18 protein-coding genes are annotated in these 16,666 nt (G+C 43.7%); 1 reads left to right on the top strand and 17 read right to left on the bottom strand.

Annotated elements, in window-relative coordinates; genetic code table 11:
- Positions 1-9 precede the first annotated feature (9 nt).
- The 3 genes from DWX57_RS11855 to DWX57_RS11845 all read right to left on the bottom strand — a co-directional run bounded on the left by DWX57_RS11855 (position 10) and on the right by DWX57_RS11845 (position 2,284).
- Positions 10-369, bottom strand: a complete 360-nt coding sequence (locus DWX57_RS11855) for a hypothetical protein (RefSeq protein ID WP_207666524.1) — start codon at positions 367-369, stop codon at positions 10-12.
- The gene (locus DWX57_RS14250) at positions 323-1,111 is read right to left on the bottom strand and encodes a hypothetical protein (protein WP_133300888.1); all 789 of its coding nucleotides are present in this window, start codon (positions 1,109-1,111) and stop codon (positions 323-325) included. Before DWX57_RS14250 ends, DWX57_RS11855 begins: the two co-directional genes overlap by 47 nt.
- Before the next feature lie 297 nt (positions 1,112-1,408).
- Positions 1,409-2,284, bottom strand: a complete 876-nt coding sequence (locus DWX57_RS11845) for a phosphoribosylaminoimidazolesuccinocarboxamide synthase (RefSeq protein ID WP_004850368.1) — start codon at positions 2,282-2,284, stop codon at positions 1,409-1,411.
- A 290-nt stretch (positions 2,285-2,574) separates the two neighbouring features.
- Between DWX57_RS11845 and nrdD the strand changes: the two genes are divergently transcribed.
- Positions 2,575-4,770: an anaerobic ribonucleoside-triphosphate reductase gene (nrdD, locus tag DWX57_RS11840; protein WP_022216859.1), complete on the top strand. Its 2,196-nt coding sequence runs from the start codon at positions 2,575-2,577 to the stop codon at positions 4,768-4,770.
- 121 nt (positions 4,771-4,891) lie between these two features.
- Here the strand turns inward: nrdD and DWX57_RS11835 are convergent, their stop codons facing one another.
- From DWX57_RS11835 to DWX57_RS11770, 14 genes are all read right to left on the bottom strand, one after another.
- Positions 4,892-5,107 carry a hypothetical protein gene (locus tag DWX57_RS11835; RefSeq protein ID WP_015533594.1) on the bottom strand — a complete coding sequence of 72 codons (216 nt, stop codon included), beginning with the start codon at positions 5,105-5,107 and terminating at the stop codon, positions 4,892-4,894.
- Between the two features lie 12 nt (positions 5,108-5,119).
- Positions 5,120-5,338, bottom strand: a complete 219-nt coding sequence (locus tag DWX57_RS11830) for a hypothetical protein (RefSeq protein WP_118649791.1) — start codon at positions 5,336-5,338, stop codon at positions 5,120-5,122.
- Between the two features lie 116 nt (positions 5,339-5,454).
- Entirely contained in the window at positions 5,455-6,897 is a 1,443-nt protein-coding gene (locus DWX57_RS11825) for a DUF6034 family protein (protein ID WP_118649792.1), read from the bottom strand.
- Positions 6,898-6,967: 70 nt separating this feature from the next.
- Positions 6,968-8,446: a DUF6034 family protein gene (locus DWX57_RS11820; RefSeq protein ID WP_120124374.1), complete on the bottom strand. Its 1,479-nt coding sequence runs from the start codon at positions 8,444-8,446 to the stop codon at positions 6,968-6,970.
- A gap of 173 nt (positions 8,447-8,619) precedes the next feature.
- Complete coding sequence (locus tag DWX57_RS11815; RefSeq protein WP_120124372.1) at positions 8,620-8,898, bottom strand: hypothetical protein; 279 nt, start codon at positions 8,896-8,898, stop codon at positions 8,620-8,622.
- A 46-nt stretch (positions 8,899-8,944) separates the two neighbouring features.
- Positions 8,945-9,409 (bottom strand): threonine/serine exporter family protein, encoded by a 465-nt coding sequence (locus DWX57_RS11810; protein ID WP_055222929.1) that lies wholly within the window; start codon positions 9,407-9,409, stop codon positions 8,945-8,947.
- Between the two features lie 13 nt (positions 9,410-9,422).
- A complete protein-coding gene (locus DWX57_RS11805) occupies positions 9,423-10,235 on the bottom strand; it encodes a threonine/serine exporter family protein (protein WP_117551007.1) in 813 nt (270 codons plus the stop codon).
- Between the two features lie 42 nt (positions 10,236-10,277).
- Positions 10,278-10,925, bottom strand: coding sequence for a DUF6709 family protein (locus DWX57_RS11800; RefSeq protein ID WP_117551062.1), 648 nt, complete (start codon positions 10,923-10,925; stop codon positions 10,278-10,280).
- A gap of 29 nt (positions 10,926-10,954) precedes the next feature.
- Positions 10,955-11,698, bottom strand: a complete 744-nt coding sequence (truA, locus tag DWX57_RS11795) for a tRNA pseudouridine(38-40) synthase TruA (RefSeq protein ID WP_120124369.1) — start codon at positions 11,696-11,698, stop codon at positions 10,955-10,957.
- Positions 11,692-12,336, bottom strand: a complete 645-nt coding sequence (locus DWX57_RS11790) for a sugar O-acetyltransferase (RefSeq protein WP_120124367.1) — start codon at positions 12,334-12,336, stop codon at positions 11,692-11,694. Before DWX57_RS11790 ends, truA begins: the two co-directional genes overlap by 7 nt.
- A 756-nt stretch (positions 12,337-13,092) precedes the next feature.
- A complete protein-coding gene (locus tag DWX57_RS11785) occupies positions 13,093-13,863 on the bottom strand; it encodes a sigma-70 family RNA polymerase sigma factor (protein ID WP_120124364.1) in 771 nt (256 codons plus the stop codon).
- Positions 13,864-13,974: 111 nt separating this feature from the next.
- Positions 13,975-14,844 carry a hypothetical protein gene (locus DWX57_RS11780; RefSeq protein ID WP_118649796.1) on the bottom strand — a complete coding sequence of 290 codons (870 nt, stop codon included), beginning with the start codon at positions 14,842-14,844 and terminating at the stop codon, positions 13,975-13,977.
- A gap of 14 nt (positions 14,845-14,858) precedes the next feature.
- Positions 14,859-15,281, bottom strand: coding sequence for a hypothetical protein (locus tag DWX57_RS11775; RefSeq protein ID WP_120124362.1), 423 nt, complete (start codon positions 15,279-15,281; stop codon positions 14,859-14,861).
- A gap of 1,100 nt (positions 15,282-16,381) precedes the next feature.
- Positions 16,382-16,666, bottom strand: coding sequence for a hypothetical protein (locus DWX57_RS11770; protein WP_120124359.1), 285 nt, complete (start codon positions 16,664-16,666; stop codon positions 16,382-16,384).

The raw sequence follows: 16,666 nt of genomic DNA, 5'->3' as shown, positions 1-16,666 counted from the left end.
ACATTCTCCTTATCTAATATTTTTTCTTCTCTTCGCAACGAGTAATTTTATACCAATAAATAATGCAACTATAAAACCTATAGCTGAAATTATTTCTGAAATTCTCCAGCTTATCGGCTCTCTAAATCCTATAGTTAATGTTCCATTATATCTTGGTGGTACCTTGAATGTCACACAATTATTTACAGAACCAACCAAATCTAATTTCTTATTATTTTTATCAAATACCGTATAATACTTATAATTAAAAATAGGCACTTGAACAATCGCATCATCTATTGTGCTATCGTTTTTTATTGTTAAATATGCATCTCCTTTGTTTTTATGATAATCTGAAATCAAATCTCCATGAAAACTGAATACTTCCAACCTGATACCCTAATCCATCTATTCCCAGAATTTGCTGGATACTACCCCATGGGAAAAATTTACATATGAATAATGTGTTTACAATACCAAACGCACTGAAGATTTTTATACAAAAAATTGCTTTTTCATTACCTTCTTTGGAAGAGTATTTATATAGGCGATATAATGTAATCCCCAAAGATAAAATTAAAGCTACACCTAAAGTGATGCACTTCCAACCTTCATTTCCAGGAGCAAACAGCTGAAATATGTCTATTATTTCTTGTGAGCTATTATCTAAAAGTCTTAAATCCCCAGCCTGTACTATGGTTTCCTGGCTTACGAAGTAATCAATAAATGGAAGCAAATACCAAATTGTAAGTACTAAGCACATTATGGCAGCTTTTATGAATGCCATAATTCTTTCTTTTTTTAATGTTCTTTTTAATAAAACTATACATAAAATAATAAGATTTACGACTACTATCTCGCAGGTCAATACATGACTCAATATAATCCCAGACATTCCCAACGCCAAATATATCCACTCATTAATGCGCGGCTTTTTACTATTATAAATAAGATATACCCCAACAACTATAAGTGGTAAAAACGTCATATAATATAGAAAAGCCACAGGATATAGAAAAAAATCACAATAGTATATCGGAGTTGGATAACTGTATCCGTTATCCAGTGAGGTCCCCATTCTAATAATAAAATTTCCATTTTGCGCAGAGAAATTTTTTAGATCTAAATCCAAAACTGTCCTTGGTTTTATAAGTGTCTCACAAATTTAGTTTATAAAATTGCCGTATATAACTTTTATTTTTTACTTTATCATTTAATGCCATTTTAATCAATATACTTCATTTCCTGCGTACCGTTTTACCAGGATTCAGAACCTCTTGTACTTCTAGTGCAGCGCAGTTTCAAAATACCGTTTAAAGAGCACAGCCTGGGAAGCGTAAAAACACAAAAATAAGACTCCCGGGCACATCATTACGCCGGAAGTCTTATTCTTAATAATATAACAGTCTGATGCTATATAGTGTAGGATTTACTTTCCAAGTGGCTTGCCAGTAAGCTTCTCATAGCCCTCAAGGTAGATGTCAATAGTCTTCTGAGCGACATCCTCTGGAAGCTTCCAGCCCTTGTCAGGATTAGCCTTCAGCCAGTCACGTGCGAACTGCTTGTCAAATGATGGCTGGCCATGACCTGGCTCATATACATCTGCTGGCCAGAATCTTGAGCTGTCAGGTGTAAGCATCTCATCGCCGAGAACGATATTGCCATTCTCATCGAGACCAAACTCAAACTTTGTATCTGCAATGATGATTCCTCTTGTAAGTGCGTACTCTGCACACTTCTTGTAAAGTGTGATGGTGTACTCCTTGAGCTTTGAAGCGTACTCCTCGCCCTTGCCAGGGAAGTACTTCTCAAGGTGAGCAATGCTCTGCTCATATGATATATTCTCATCGTGATCGCCAATCTCGGCCTTTGTTGATGGTGTGTAGATAGGCTCAGGAAGCTTATCAGACTCCTTTAATCCCTCTGGGAGCTTGATTCCACATACTGTGCCATTCTCCTTGTAGCTTGCCCAACCGCTTCCTGTGATGTATCCACGAACGATACACTCGATTGGAAGCATCTCAAGCTTTCTGCACATCATGCTGTTGCCATCGAACTTCTCCTGCTGGAAGAACTCAGGCATATCTTTTACATCAACTGAGATCATGTGGTTAGGAAGAATATCCTGCGTCATGTCAAACCAGAACTTTGACATCTGTGTCAGAACTGTCCCCTTCTTGGAAATTACATTGTCGAGGATGACATCGAAGCAGCTTATACGGTCTGTAGCTACCATGATCAGGCTGTCTCCATTGTCATAAATCTCACGTACCTTACCTTCTTTGATTGGCTTTAATTCCTGCATTTTTTTATCTCCTTGATATTTGTATTAATACCTGTTAGAAATTGTATTCATATAAGTGTGTATCACTTTTTATGGTTGCTTGTCAAGGCTTTGGAAGCCCTCAAAAATTTTTTCTCAAAATTTGTCAAGGTTTATGCGCCTCACGGGATTTTTATTGTGTAAAAGCACATTTTTCATCTTTACAATATCATTTGTGATGACTATAATAACAGAGCACAATATCTAGTGGGTGCTTCACATTATTTCCACCAAATATATTGTGTTCACATATTTTGAGGGAGGCTATTGCTGTGTCAGAGGAAGCTAAAACACACGTACACGTAATCAAAAGGAATGGAGAAGAGGTGACATTTGACCTGTCAAAGATCGAGAATGCCATCAAAGCTGCCAACAATGAGGTTGACAAACTCCACCAGCTCAACGAATATCAGGTTCACGCCATCGCGGACAACCTGGAGAAACAGATAGAATCAATGTCCCACGCAGTTCACGTGGAGGACATTCAGGATATGGTCGAGACCGGTATCATGGAGATGAGAGGATATGAGGTTGCACAGAAATATGTGCGTTACCGTTACAAGAGAGAGCTCGCACGTAAGTCCAACACCACGGACAACGGAATCCTTGCGCTCATAGACCATATGAACGAGGAAGTCAATCAGGAAAACTCCAACAAGAATCCGGTGATCAACTCGACACAGCGTGACTACATGGCCGGTGAGGTATCCAAAGATCTGACCAAGAGAATGCTTCTGCCTGAGGATATAGTTGAGGCACATGAGGCCGGAATCATACATTTCCATGATTCTGACTACTACGCTCAGAAGGAGCACAACTGTGACCTCATCAACCTTGAGGATATGCTGCAGAACGGAACAGTGATCAGTGAGACCATGATCGAGAAGCCGCACAGCTTCTTCACGGCATGCAACGTCACCACGCAGATCGTGGCACAGGTTGCCAGCAACCAGTACGGCGGGCAGACGTTTACCCTGTCTCATCTGGCACCATTTGTGGATGTTAGCAGGAAGAAGCTCCGTGCACAGGTCATCGAGGAGCGCAAGGACTGTGGCGAATCCCTTGATGATGCCATTATCGACAAGATAACAGAGAAGAGACTTCTGAACGAGGTCAAAAGTGGAATACAGACTATACAGTACCAGCTCATCACCCTGATGACATGTAACGGACAGGCACCATTTGTCACCATGTTCATGTACCTGGATGAGGTTCCTGAGGGACAGACAAGGGATGACCTGGCACTCATCATAGAGGAGGTCCTGAATCAGAGGATCAAAGGAGTTAAGAACGAGAAGGGAATCTGGATCACTCCGGCATTTCCTAAGCTCATATATGTTCTGGACGAGGACAACATCACCACAGATTCCAAATACTGGTATCTGACTGAGCTTGCCGCCAAATGCACCGCAAAACGTATGGTTCCTGACTACATCTCCGCCAAAGTCATGAGAGAGATGAAGGACGGCGACGTATATCCATGCATGGGCTGCAGATCATTTCCTACAAAGGAGGACGGCATCAGGAATCCTGATGGATCCCGCAAATATTACGGACGTTTTAACCAGGGTGTCGTGACCATCAATCTTGTTGATGTGGCATGTTCATCATACGGCGACATGGACAAATTCTGGAAGATCCTGGACGAGCGTCTTGAGCTTTGTCACAAGGCACTCAGATGCAGACATGAAAGACTGCTCGGAACCATATCAGATGTCGCTCCTATACTGTGGCAGCACGGTGCGCTGGCAAGACTTAAGAAAGGCGAGAAGATTGACAAGCTGCTCTTCGGCGGCTACTCAACTATTTCCCTTGGCTATGCCGGTCTCTGCGAAATGTGTGTCCGTATGATCGGCAAAACACATACATCCGAGGAAGGCAAGAAATTTGCGCTCGCTGTAATGCAGAAGCTCAACGACAAATGTGCTGAGTGGAAGGCCGCTGAGAATATCAGCTATTCCGTATACGGAACACCTATGGAGTCCACTACTTATAAATTTGCCAAGAATCTGCAGAAGCGTTTCGGCATCATCCCGGGCGTAACAGACAAGAATTACATAACCAACAGCTATCACGTACATGTAACCGAGCACATAGACGCCTTCAGCAAGCTGAAGTTTGAGTCAGAATTCCAGAAGCTGTCACCGGGCGGCGCCATCAGCTATGTTGAGGTTCCAAACCTCCAGAATAACATAGACGCAGTCCTTGAAGTCATGAAGTTCATATACGACAACATTCTCTATGCAGAGCTCAACACCAAGAGCGACTACTGTGAGAAATGTGGCTATGACGGCGAGATTAAGATCGTGACAGACGATTATGGCAAGTTGGTGTGGGAGTGCCCTAACTGCGGCAACCGCGACCAGAACACTCTCTTCGTTGCAAGACGTACCTGCGGTTATATCGGAACCCAGTTCTGGAATCAGGGACGTACACAGGAGATCAAGGACAGAGTCCTTCACCTGTAGAATTAGTCAGCTTAAAACTGATACTTTCAAATAAAAATACAGACAGCACAATTGTGAATGAAGTGACCTCAAAAAACAATTGACTGTCTGTATTTTTATTACTTTCTTATAACTACAATATCTAGCATACCCTCATGTAAGCGGCATCATCTGCAAAATCCGGCTGATCCGAAACAAACTTTATAACATCTGCGGATTTTACGCCTGGATTTCTTTTGATATAAGCAGTGAGCATTTCTAATCTTGCTGCATTCTTCTGAGCATAATGCTCCATAGCCGAGACAAACTCAAAATAAGAATCATCTATATTGTTGAGCAGTTTTCTTAATTCTTCCATAACTACGCCCCCTTACATTTCTATTCTCATATATATATTATAGTTATCATATCCATGATTCTCAAAATAATACCAATATGGTTTATTATCTATTCCATACGAAATATGTACTGCGTATGTTTTTCCTTCGTATTTACTATAATTCGTATTTATTTCTCTGCAGATTTTTGCATATTCTGCCCTATCCAAGATAAATGTATTATAAACAAATCTCACAACTTCTCCTATCATTCATAATATCATCTGCACATAAATTACACAAGCTAACACCAAAACATATTATATACCCTAATTTGTGATAATTAATGCAAATGTAATTTTTGATAGATTTAGATGTAATAATCCATTTAATACGTCTCCCACAACTTCATATTCTTGGCATTATCCACTATGTCAATGCAGCTTCCGTCAATTGCATTTATACATATAATCTGGGATATCTCCCCTACCGTGTCCTGTCCCCGGAGCTCCTCGCTCTGTGTAAATATCCATGCAGGAATGTAGCAGAGCTTTCCATCGTCATCTGCTGTCGCCATGTATCTGAGTGCCACGTTGTTGAACTGAACCTTGCCATATCTGGTCTGGTATTTCTCATAATATGTTGCAATGCCCTCATTTGCCTTTGCGATCATGTCGTTCCAGCTCATGAGTTCCACATCCTCCGCCTGCAGGGATGAAGGATCTGTGTAAAGCTGGGCAAACATATCTACAACTCCATCATCATCAATATTTAATGTTACACTGTCACCAGGCTCAAACATATAGCCATTCTGTGTCTGGAGATTGTCAACGTTATATAATTCGCCCTCTCTCTCCTTTGCTCCGTATATAGACCTGCTGAGCGTTACCGAGTATCCACTCACCTTGGTCTGCTTTACCTCGCCATTGTCATCCGACCATATTCTGGCAAGCGGCTCTGTCTTTGTACTCTCCATACCGTCTATCCCCATCTTTGAGAGGAAATTCATCGCTTGGGATATGGCATCGTTCTCCGTGAGTTTGCTCTCATTTGTGACATTGGTCAGATCTATGTCTGTGGCATTGCTGATGCCCGTCACATAGGTGTATGTTGCGCCGCTCACACCATCCAAAAGCTTGTTCTCCTCACTCTCGGATTTGTAAAATGATATATACACACCTGCGTCTGTATTGTCATCCTCACCGCCATACTGTGATATACTCACCGTATATTCCTTGTCTCCATATTTGCCTGTATACGATGAATACGGGTCATCATAATTCTCCAGCAAAGGAAGTGAATCCGGTGCATCTGCCATCTGCTTCTTGTATGTCTCTATCTGGGTATCATACCAGGCATCCGACGAATCATCCCCCTGACCCTGAGCCTCCTTCTTGAACTTCTCTGTACTCTCTATCATACTCTTCAGCTCATCCTTGGTCTGCACTCCATCCTTGCGGATATATATGCCCTGGGACTTGTCCAGGAGTCCCTCGACAATGCTCTGTATCTGTGCAGCATCAAGCTTCATAGTGCTGTAATATACCCTCTTCATGGAATCCGTATCAGGAATATCTATCGAACCGGAACAGCTTATCTCTGACAAGCCCGAATTGCCCACATCAAATGTCTCATCACACTTCTCCGGGATTCCCAGACTCTTTGCAAGGCTGCCACCCGCATCGTTACTGCCATCATCACTGTATCCACTTGCCGAACCCGACTCTCCATCCAATGTATAATCAACCTTTTTATTTCCACATCCTGTCATCTGCATCGCCATCACTCCTGCCAGCACACATGCCGCTATTCTTGTCGCTCTCTTTCCCATGATTATTTTCCTCCTTGTCATTTCGCAAATATTCATATATTAGACATTTCACCTGACCATATCAGCACATTTATTTTGATATGGTTTTTGTTCCTGCCCCAGTCCCCGGGTCTGTTCCGTACCATGTCTCAAGACATTTTGCAGTCTCAATTATATCTACACAGCTTCCATCCACTGCGTTTATGTACACAAGCTGCACTATATTATCGTATGTGCCATGCTCCTCTGAGATGTCATTATTTTCAGACTGGGTCAGTACCCATGCCGGTATGTACACAAGATTTTCTCCATCCTGTATACAGGGAACATACATAAATTTCACATTGTTAAACCGCACCTCTGAATAGTCGGTATGATATTTTTCATAATATTCCGCTATGCTATCGTCAGCCTTATTCACCATATCTTCCCAGCTTAGGAGATCCACCTTTTCCCTGACAAATGAATCCGTATCCGTACTTAAGATTGCTCTCACATTAAACACTCCGCTGTCATCCACACATACGGATATCCTGTCACCTTCGTACATGACGTAACCATTTTTATTCTTCAGGTTATCCACTCCTGTCGGGTCTATATAGGCAGTATCCACTCCGCCGATCTGTATTCCAAATTCGAACATGTACCCATTCTTTTCAGCTTTTATAATTTCAAATCCGCTGTCCAGCCACGACCTCACCACAGCCTGACTTCCGCATTTTGCCATTCCGGATATTCCCATCCTATCCAGAAATGCCTGAGCTTCATGCTCTGCTGTATTTTCATCTATCCCACATTTATTTTCCTGGTCTTCAATATCGCCGCCAAAATAGTTTTGCCCGGCGGTCTCCGTCATCACTGCATCTTCCACATCTGCAAGATATTTCTGCTCCTGATCACCCGCCGGCTCATATACTATGCTTACCCTGCCAGATGCATCTGCTGTGTCATCCCCGGATATCCACAGGCTGTACTGTTCACCGTCATGCTGGCCTATGTATATCTTATTTGTCGTATATTCTCTGACCGGCGTATACGAATCGGGGGCTTCCTTCATCCGCCTCTTCGTCTCTGCTATGTCACTCTCATATATCTCCGCAACATCCTGCTGCCCTTCTTCCAGAGCCTGCTGCCTGTACACCTCTATGAGGTCTATCTCCTTCTGTATCTCCTCCTTCGTCATATTCTCGTCGCCGTCATCACGGCAATATATTCCCTGGTCTTTGTCAAATACACTCTCCACCATGTCCTGTATCCTCGACGTATCCATCCGCATCCTGTCAAAGCTTACAGTATACGCCCTGTCCACATTTGCAACCTGTATGTCATCATCCACAAGACTTATCTCCGAAAGCTTTGAATGACCGGTATCAAATGTTAGATCACAGCTATCAGGAACGCCAAGCCTTATACCGAGTAGTCCTCCGCCATGATCCTCCTCAATGGAATCACCATATATGTATTCTGTCCTGTCCTCATCACCGCTCGACCTGTTCTCACAGCCACATATGCCACATACGGCAAGTACAGACATGACCAGCGCAGTTTTCCGCCACGAATTTCCTGACATTTTCTGCCTCCCTTCACATTAAACTTCAGAAATGTCTCTGCTCATAATGTATTGTAAAATGGGTGTACATTAAGAAACAATTGCCGGGAACTTTAAGATATTCTTAAGACGAAAAAATCCCTTCCGTATGATGTACCTAATCATACGGAAGGGATCTGTAATCCACATTATATTTAGAATTTGAAAAACATCAGCAGGAGTATGATCCCCACAAGCGTGAGTGCCGCTCCCACCAGAAAGGCTATCTTAAACCACTTCTCATCACCTGTCACCCTGTCAAATGTATCATCCTCAACCTCAACAAAGCTGAGTGCCGTCATGGTCATAAGCCCAAGTCCGGTAAAAATCGCAGATGAAGCAGGTATCCTTATGGCCGGTATAACCCACAATATAAAATATACTACATCACATCCAAGCAATATAAACAGCTTTTTTCCATACTTCTCAATCATAACCCTCGATCTCCTTAATATAACACTTAACCTGTATCATAACACCTTATATGTGTTTACTCAAGCTTTCAGTCTTTTTGTTCTTAAGCCTCCTTATTATGTCATCACATCCACAGACTGCGCTTATTCCCACCGCAATCCCAAGCACGAACAGCATTGTGGAATTGCCATATGCGCTTGCGGCCTTCCAGTCTGAATCAAATGCCGCGCTCAGTGTGTAATAGAGCGGAGCCCCCGGCAGAAGCGGGATAAGTCCGACTATGAGATACTGATTTGCCGGTGCTTTCATGATCCTTGCCGCTATCTCAGCATATATGGCAGCCCACAGGCTTGCCGCAAGAGATGGGATAAATACGTCATCTATGATATTTCTGACCAGAATGTATACTATCCATGTGCACATTCCATTGACCGCCGCCGGTATCACATTTCTCTTTCCTAGATTGAACATAAAAGCAAATCCCAGCGAACCTAATAGAGCAGTGACAACCTGTATGATCGTTTGCTGCACTTGTCTGCACCTCCTAAATCGTGATAAATACCGCCAGTGCAAATCCGCACGCTATCGCCGCCGCCCAGAGCAGCGACTCAACCAGCCTCAGACTTCCCGTTATGGTATCCCCTACAAACATGTCCTTCACTGCATTTGTCAGCGCAAGCCCCGGGATCAGCAGCATGATATCTCCTATCATGACCTTGTCCTCATGTATTGGAAGCACGTGCCCTGCCAGTCCGATCAGTACACCCGTGACAAATGAACTCAGAAAATTAAACAGTATGTTGTTGGTACATATCGGGGCGAAATATATCTGCATCAGCCATATCCCCACAGCAAATGCCGCCGCCATAGCTCCATCAAGTATGGTTCCGCCGAAGAATACCGCAAGCGCTCCCGCCGCCAGCACGCTTCCCACGCACACCCGGAATCTCGGCGCTGATGCCTGCTCTATCTCTTCAATTCGTTCTTTCAGGCCCTCAGTGGCTAGTGGCTGTCTGCAATACTCTCTGCTCAGGGCATTTATCCGCTCCAGCTTCCAGAAGTCCGTCTTTGTCCCATCCCTGGTTCCTCTGGTCATGGAGCACACCGATCCATCCGGCATGTTCATGGTACATACCAGAGTGGATGTAATAGCAAATACGTCCATACGCTCTGCTCCATAAGCAGCTCCCATTCGTCTGAGTGTATCCTCCACTCTCTTCACCTCCGAGCCATTCCGGATCATCATGGCTCCCACATCCATGAACAGGCCGAGCATTTTCACATCCTCCGGACTTCCCTGAGGCATATCCCGCAGCTTCTCCATTCCGCTGTGCCTGTCAATATCCGCCATACCCATATGCCACCATCCTTTTTGTACAGATATACCTCATGCCATTATCTATCTCATTGGAACCTGCTGGAAGTACTGGTGTCTTCTCTCATCCACCATTTTCTCCAGTTCCTTCTGATTGTGGTTATATATCTTATTTATCTCATCGTTGTATCCTATTATTATGTATGGAACCATGCTTTCTATGTATGCAAGGATGTCATCACAGTCCTTCTCCTTCCTCATCGGAAGCGCCATTCCGCTGCCATCATTCAGCCTGACCTCGATCTGGTAAGACTTACCCGCCTTGATTCCGTACACTTTGTTCTGGGTTATGAGCTTATATACCCACATAAGCTCCCTGGTCTCGGCAAAATTCACCGTGTCACCCTTGATATACATGAAGAACTCGTTATTTAATCTGAGGCCATTCACTGCAGCACCTGATCTGTAAAACTGCTCTATCCTCTCCATCTCATATTCAGGATTTGGCTTCTTCTTGCAGTAATCCAGTACGTCTCTTATGTTGCTCTGCCTTATTGCCAGGGATACAAACCATGCCGCAAATGCGAGGAACATCGCGGATCCAAGCCCTATCCATATCGATCCTTCATCTACCCCCATTGCTGCAGCAACACCGGAGATTCCGATTGCTGCAAATATCACTGCTCCAATAATACATTTTATCCTGTACTTTGTTCCAAGCTTCTTTATCATCTGTTTTAACCCCATTTTCTTAATTGTACTCAGTCATATTCCACCTTCATCAGGCAAAGTCCATGTGGAGGCGCCGTAGGCCCCGCCAGCTGCCTGTCCATCCCGGCTATGATCTCAGGAATATGCTCCGCACTCATATTCCCATATCCAACATCTACCAGTGTTCCGGTCAGTATCCTCACCATGTTCTGCAAAAAGCCATTTCCATGGAATCTCATGTGGACGTAGTCTCCCTCCTTGACTATATCCACATCGTATATAGTTCTGACCGTGGATTTCTTCATCTTATTGTTGCCACAAAAAGATCTGAAATCATGCTTTCCGACAAAATACGATGCAGCCTTTTTCATCACATCCACATCAAGTATACTGCCCTGTGGCACACACCACACATAATTTCTATCAAATACAGGTTTCTCAGCACCTACATACAGCGTGTATTCGTAGACTTTACCGGTTGCATTCAGCCTTGCATGAAACCTGTCCCCGGCCACAGCAACATCAAGCGCGCAGATATCCGCAGGCAGATATCTGTTCAGATAATCTTTTATCTCTTCCGGAGTCTTATCTGTTTCTAGCCTTCCGTTCGCCACCATGGCTCTGGCATGTACTCCCGCATCAGTCCTGCCTGCACCATGGATATCGACCTTTGCATCGACCATCCTGGTTAGGACCGCCTCTATTCGCCCCTCCACTGTATCCGCATTTGTCTTGCTCTCCCAGCCGTGATAACGTGTGCCATCATAGCTGAAAGTAAATCTGTAATTTACCATATGTCCTCTCCAGGGACCTGCTCGCCTGTGTCTGCCTCAAATTCCTTTACCTGTTCAAGCCAATATTGCTTATCTTTTTCTGTTATCGGTCTTATGACTTTACATGGATTTCCAGCAGCTATCACACCATCCGGAATATCCTTTGTGACAACCGCCCCTGAGCCTATGACAACATTTGAACCTATGGTCACACCCGGATTGATGACCGTATTGCCGCCGATCCATACATTATCGCCTATTGTGACCGGCTTGCCAAGCTCCACACCGGCATTTCTGATCATCGCATCTATCGGATGACATGCGCAGTATATATTGACCCTTGGTCCCAGAAATGCATGATCTCCAATGATGACGTCACACTGATCCAGAACTATCAGCCCTGTATTTGCATAGAAATAGTCTCCCACATGTATATTTGTTCCATAGTCGCAGTAAAATGGCGGCTCTATGTAACACTCCTTTCCCATGTGTGCGAATAATTTTCCGAGATACTCGCCGGTTCTTGTCATTGTCTCAGACCTCGGAGCACCGTTGAACTTATCAACCAGATCCTTCGCCTTCCCCTCCGGATCCCAGTCCACACATTTATATAACTTACCAGCTTTCATTCTGCCAAGCATTTTCTCTACTCTGTCCATAGAATTTCCTCCTCGTATTATAATATTTAATCATCATGTTTATATCTGCCTAAAAGATACCATTCTTTATGGCTGCAATCAACCGCAAATATAATTACTCGTAAATCGAATCCAATATAAGTAATAAACTTCTATCGGTAACAGAAATAGAACAATCTATTCAATCGTTGTCAACTATTTTCAGGCAAAAATAAAACCCATGATATATGTGGGCAATCGGTAATGCAGACTGCCTTGCTTCGACGCTTCCTGCCGAGGCGGCGACTGCAAACGCCCTTATCGCAGTCAGAGCCGAGTGCATATGGAAACCAGTCAAAGTAAGGCTAGGCAAATAAGCTTCTATCACTATCAGAAAAACTGCTCTCCAGTTTGAATAATGCCCCTTAGCATATATCTCCAATCGGTAGCGTAATCGACTGAGTTTCAGCGCTTATTGCCGGAGCGGTGCGCAGGGACGCCCTTTTCCTGCGCAGAGCGCAGTGCAAATATAAGCAAGCTGAAACGAAGGAAGATTAGCGTGATTGGAGATATATGCTAAGGGGCCTTCCAAACTGGAGAGCAGTTTTTCGTCCGTCCTCAATACACATAAAGGTACATCCCAAACCATAAATATATTTTTACCATTTCCACAGCCTTTAAAATGGCTTATTTCCGTGCTTTTCCGTGCTGATTTTTCCATTTTTCCATAGTATTTTTTTATTTTAGTATCGTTGTAGTATCACCAGGGCATTGACGACGTATGTCCAACTTACATCGTCAAATAGGTATGCCCATACTCTCCGCAAGGCTCTGCACTGCTCCATTATGCTTTAACCTCAATAATGCCCTATATTCTGTATCGTTGATTGCCTGGTATGAACTCTGCAGCTTTTCCTTCATGGTTTTTATAGTGCATTTATTCTTGTACTTCATTTCTATAACTTCCCACTGTTTCGGAGATAATACACGCTCAGCAATCGCCCAGATCTCGGCCATTGCTGCATCATCCAACGCATTGTTCAATTCTTCGCACTCCTTGCCTACTATATCATTCAAAGTGTGTGAATCCTCGTCATCGCTTGCTATAGACTTATCCAGGCTCTTTACAGTGCTATATATTATATCTTCTATCTTGTCGACCTCTTCCAGCTTAACGCCTATATAGTTCGCATATTCACGCCGTGACGGTTCTCGGCCATATTTCTGTGTGTATATGCTCTTGATCGTATTATATTTATATATTTGTTCCTGCCTGTACATAGGCAGCCCGATAATGCGGTTTGTTTGTCTGACATACCTTTTTAGTTGTCCATCAAGCCATATCATCATGTATGTGCAGAAGTTGGCCCCCTTTGACCTGTCATAATGCATGGCAGCTTTATACAGTATGATATAAGCCTCCTGCATCAGATCTTCCAAGGACGCCCCCCAGGTGTATCTTCTCGCAATCTTGTAGATCATGCCATGATTCTGATTATATAACTGCTCCATGTTGTTTGTGACGTTCTCACCGCTCTGTATAAGCTCAACAAGCTCTTCATTGGTCATCTATAAGCCTCCTTACCAAAAGAGCCCCCACAACGCACTGTGAGAGCTCTACAACAAACAATATATATAGTCAAATACGCCCCACGGGGAGGAATAGGCGTATTTATTGCCTTACTGGTGTCCCTCTGTTGACTGTGAAGCCACCGGCACAGCCTGGTAATATATAGCTTTCTTCTTGTTCTCCAGAACAAAGGCATCATACACTATACGACCTTCTACAAGTGCACCACTGATGCCTGGTGCATCCTGATGGATCTTGTAATCCTCTAACTTCGTAGGTGCCACGGTAGCGCACGGATGAGCCACCATAAAGCCGAACCCCTTCGGGAGTCTTACCGCTGGTACCTTAATGACTGTGAGGCCGTCCAGGTTACCTATAACGCCTTTAGCTCTCATATCTGCCCCAACCTCAGTTTCAAGCACTATATCCTTGCTCTTCTTCATCAAGCGGTATATTGCAGGTGTTACAACAAGCACACGGCTTGTTTCTGGCACCTCTGCGTCGTCCAGTGCCTCGGTGGCTGCGGTGATCTCATCATAGATATTATCAATTGTCAGCTCCTTGGCTGCCGGTGTATTTCCTGCACCTGCTGCCATGACTCCATAGGTGTATGTATCTACCTCAGGAACTACAACAGCCCTCTGCTGTCTTGATAATGCTGATGCTGCCTGTAACTGCTGCGCTGTCTCGTCTGTGTCCAGCTTATCAATGGCAAATGTGAATGATCTGTCCTTTTTCAGTGTGAACTCCTCTGTTGTGGCGTCCAGGCTCTCCACCTTGCCATATCTGGAACCCTCAACACCTGAGCCGGTTCCGGTTCTGTCGTAGTCGTTCATGCTGCCGGTGCTGATCTTGTACACCTTGACTGTGTGCGCTCCTGAGAACTCAAAATCGTTATTTGTAAGCAGTGACTTCTTGCTGTCACTTGTAAATACCTCATCAACATAAGGTTCAAATTTATCTGTTAAATTTATAGCCATCTAATCAACCCTTTCTATTCCAGGCCGAAAGCTTTCTTGAACTGGTCGGGCTCTACGCTCTCCCTAAACTCTGGCAGTCTGTTCTCGATTATATGACGCCTCTCAGGCTTGCCGCTGCCGTCCTGATCTGCTTTCATGCCCTGTATATTGCTAATGGCATCTATAGCGGTCTTTAACTCTTCCTCTGTGTCGTATTTGAGCACAGATGCAAGGCTTTTATCTAACCCTTTCTCACTGAGCAGTTCCGCCGCTCTGATTGCCATCTCTCGTTTATTTATATCTTTCTCCCTCTGGTCAAGCTCTGCAGCAAGGGCGGCCTTCTGTTCCTTTAGCCTCTTGCTTACAATGGCATTTACCTGCTCCTGTGTAAATAAGCCGGTGCCGTTCTTCTCGTCCTGATCTTCGGTATTACCCTGGTTCATTCCAGTAATATTCATGTGCTTGCGCTCCCTTCGTTTTACGCCCTAGGTGGGCTTGATATATCCAATCTATCCAACTCACCGCCAGAAGTCAACAGAGCCCCAAACAGGCAAAAATACACAAAAACAGGATATAGCACACCATAAACATATAAAGGTGTATGTAAAGCATTCAAAACCATTTATTAATAAGGTAAAAATTTTTTTATATTTTTTTTCAATGTCAGCATTAGACTAACATTTACTAACATTTCATGCCATCATTTGCCATCATAAGGTTAACATTGGTTAACATCCGGGATGGGGTCATTACTAATGAGGGTATGGGCACCCTTTCCGTTCTGACGTTAGCATTTGTTAGCAATTAAGGGTGTCATCGTTTTAATGACACCTTAGAACAACCGTACCTAAAGTACGCTTGTACCCTGACAGAACGATTCGTTCGGGGAGCTCTGTATATATTCTCTAATGACATGTTTTGACATGTTTTATGGCTGCCCTAATTCGGGGTACCCCCTAGCTTCGTTATAGGTTCGAACCTTAACATTTATTAACATCTGACCTGTAGTTTTCTGTAGTAAAACTGAAGTTTTCTGAAGTAGTTTATCCACCTTTTTCCCAAAAATGGGAATAAGGTCAGAACACACAAGGAGCGCATCTGCAACACTGCCTAGATTAAATCTAGGCAGTCATCAAGCACTCCCCTGATTCAGGGGGAGTGAACAAAACGTTCACCCCTTCAGCACATCAAAAGCCCCTACAGGTCTGCAAATGTTCTTTTTGAATATTACATGTGTATATTGGTTTTTCTTGGCCTGTATATCCTCTAATGTTGGGTTTTGTAAGGGTGTGACACAAATTGTCACCCCTTAAACGCACAAAAAGACACCCTACAAGCCTGTAGAGTGCCCTCTGCGATCAAAACGTTATTCATAAGCCCTCGGTTTGTTTGGGGTAACTTCCCCCAGGTGTTCCAGCACCTTTTTGTGAATTAATCCTTGACATATCCGGATTGCTTGGATATATTGAGCTTGTATGTTGTGTCAGAGCATACTGTACTGGTGTTTATCCTTTTTTCTGATCGTAGTGTTATAAAACAATCCGGATTGTCAAAGGTGTTAGGCGGTCTGGGTTGTTTTTTTTGCCCTTCTAGCCCTCTCGGCTCTCTTGCCGTATATGTACCCAAGTAATAGCACATCAATGCCATACGACACCATAAAGCTGTGTAAACTCTTCGATACATTCGGTACATATGCGTTTATAATGTCCTCTACTTCAGAACTCTTTACATCGCCTGGTAGCGTCATATATCCCAACATTTTCATAGTGTCATTGGCCTCATAAATAGATGTTGCCCTATCTTCTTTCGGTGTTATCTTGCCGTAAACTGGTATAGTTGCCAT

The organism is Coprococcus sp. AF19-8AC, assembly GCF_003603115.1.
Classification (GTDB): domain Bacteria; phylum Bacillota; class Clostridia; order Lachnospirales; family Lachnospiraceae; genus Coprococcus; species Coprococcus aceti.
This window is presented reverse-complemented; position numbering and strand designations above follow the sequence as displayed.

What these genes read in the sequence shown, in the direction of transcription:
- DWX57_RS11800 (WP_117551062.1), bottom strand. Translation starts at nt 10,925, where the DNA reads ATGATAAAGAAGCTTGGAACAAAGTACAGGATAAAATGTATTATTGGA.
- DWX57_RS11790 (WP_120124367.1), bottom strand. Translation starts at nt 12,336, where the DNA reads ATGGACAGAGTAGAGAAAATGCTTGGCAGAATGAAAGCTGGTAAGTTA.
- DWX57_RS11805 (WP_117551007.1), bottom strand. Translation starts at nt 10,235, where the DNA reads ATGGGTATGGCGGATATTGACAGGCACAGCGGAATGGAGAAGCTGCGG.
- DWX57_RS11770 (WP_120124359.1), bottom strand. Translation starts at nt 16,666, where the DNA reads ATGGCAACTATACCAGTTTACGGCAAGATAACACCGAAAGAAGATAGG.
- DWX57_RS11780 (WP_118649796.1), bottom strand. Translation starts at nt 14,844, where the DNA reads ATGGCTATAAATTTAACAGATAAATTTGAACCTTATGTTGATGAGGTA.
- truA (WP_120124369.1), bottom strand. Translation starts at nt 11,698, where the DNA reads ATGGTAAATTACAGATTTACTTTCAGCTATGATGGCACACGTTATCAC.
- DWX57_RS11775 (WP_120124362.1), bottom strand. Translation starts at nt 15,281, where the DNA reads ATGAATATTACTGGAATGAACCAGGGTAATACCGAAGATCAGGACGAG.
- DWX57_RS11825 (WP_118649792.1), bottom strand. Translation starts at nt 6,897, where the DNA reads ATGGGAAAGAGAGCGACAAGAATAGCGGCATGTGTGCTGGCAGGAGTG.
- DWX57_RS11835 (WP_015533594.1), bottom strand. Translation starts at nt 5,107, where the DNA reads ATGGAAGAATTAAGAAAACTGCTCAACAATATAGATGATTCTTATTTT.
- DWX57_RS11820 (WP_120124374.1), bottom strand. Translation starts at nt 8,446, where the DNA reads ATGTCAGGAAATTCGTGGCGGAAAACTGCGCTGGTCATGTCTGTACTT.
- DWX57_RS11830 (WP_118649791.1), bottom strand. Translation starts at nt 5,338, where the DNA reads ATGATAGGAGAAGTTGTGAGATTTGTTTATAATACATTTATCTTGGAT.
- DWX57_RS11845 (WP_004850368.1), bottom strand. Translation starts at nt 2,284, where the DNA reads ATGCAGGAATTAAAGCCAATCAAAGAAGGTAAGGTACGTGAGATTTAT.
- DWX57_RS11815 (WP_120124372.1), bottom strand. Translation starts at nt 8,898, where the DNA reads ATGATTGAGAAGTATGGAAAAAAGCTGTTTATATTGCTTGGATGTGAT.
- DWX57_RS11785 (WP_120124364.1), bottom strand. Translation starts at nt 13,863, where the DNA reads ATGACCAATGAAGAGCTTGTTGAGCTTATACAGAGCGGTGAGAACGTC.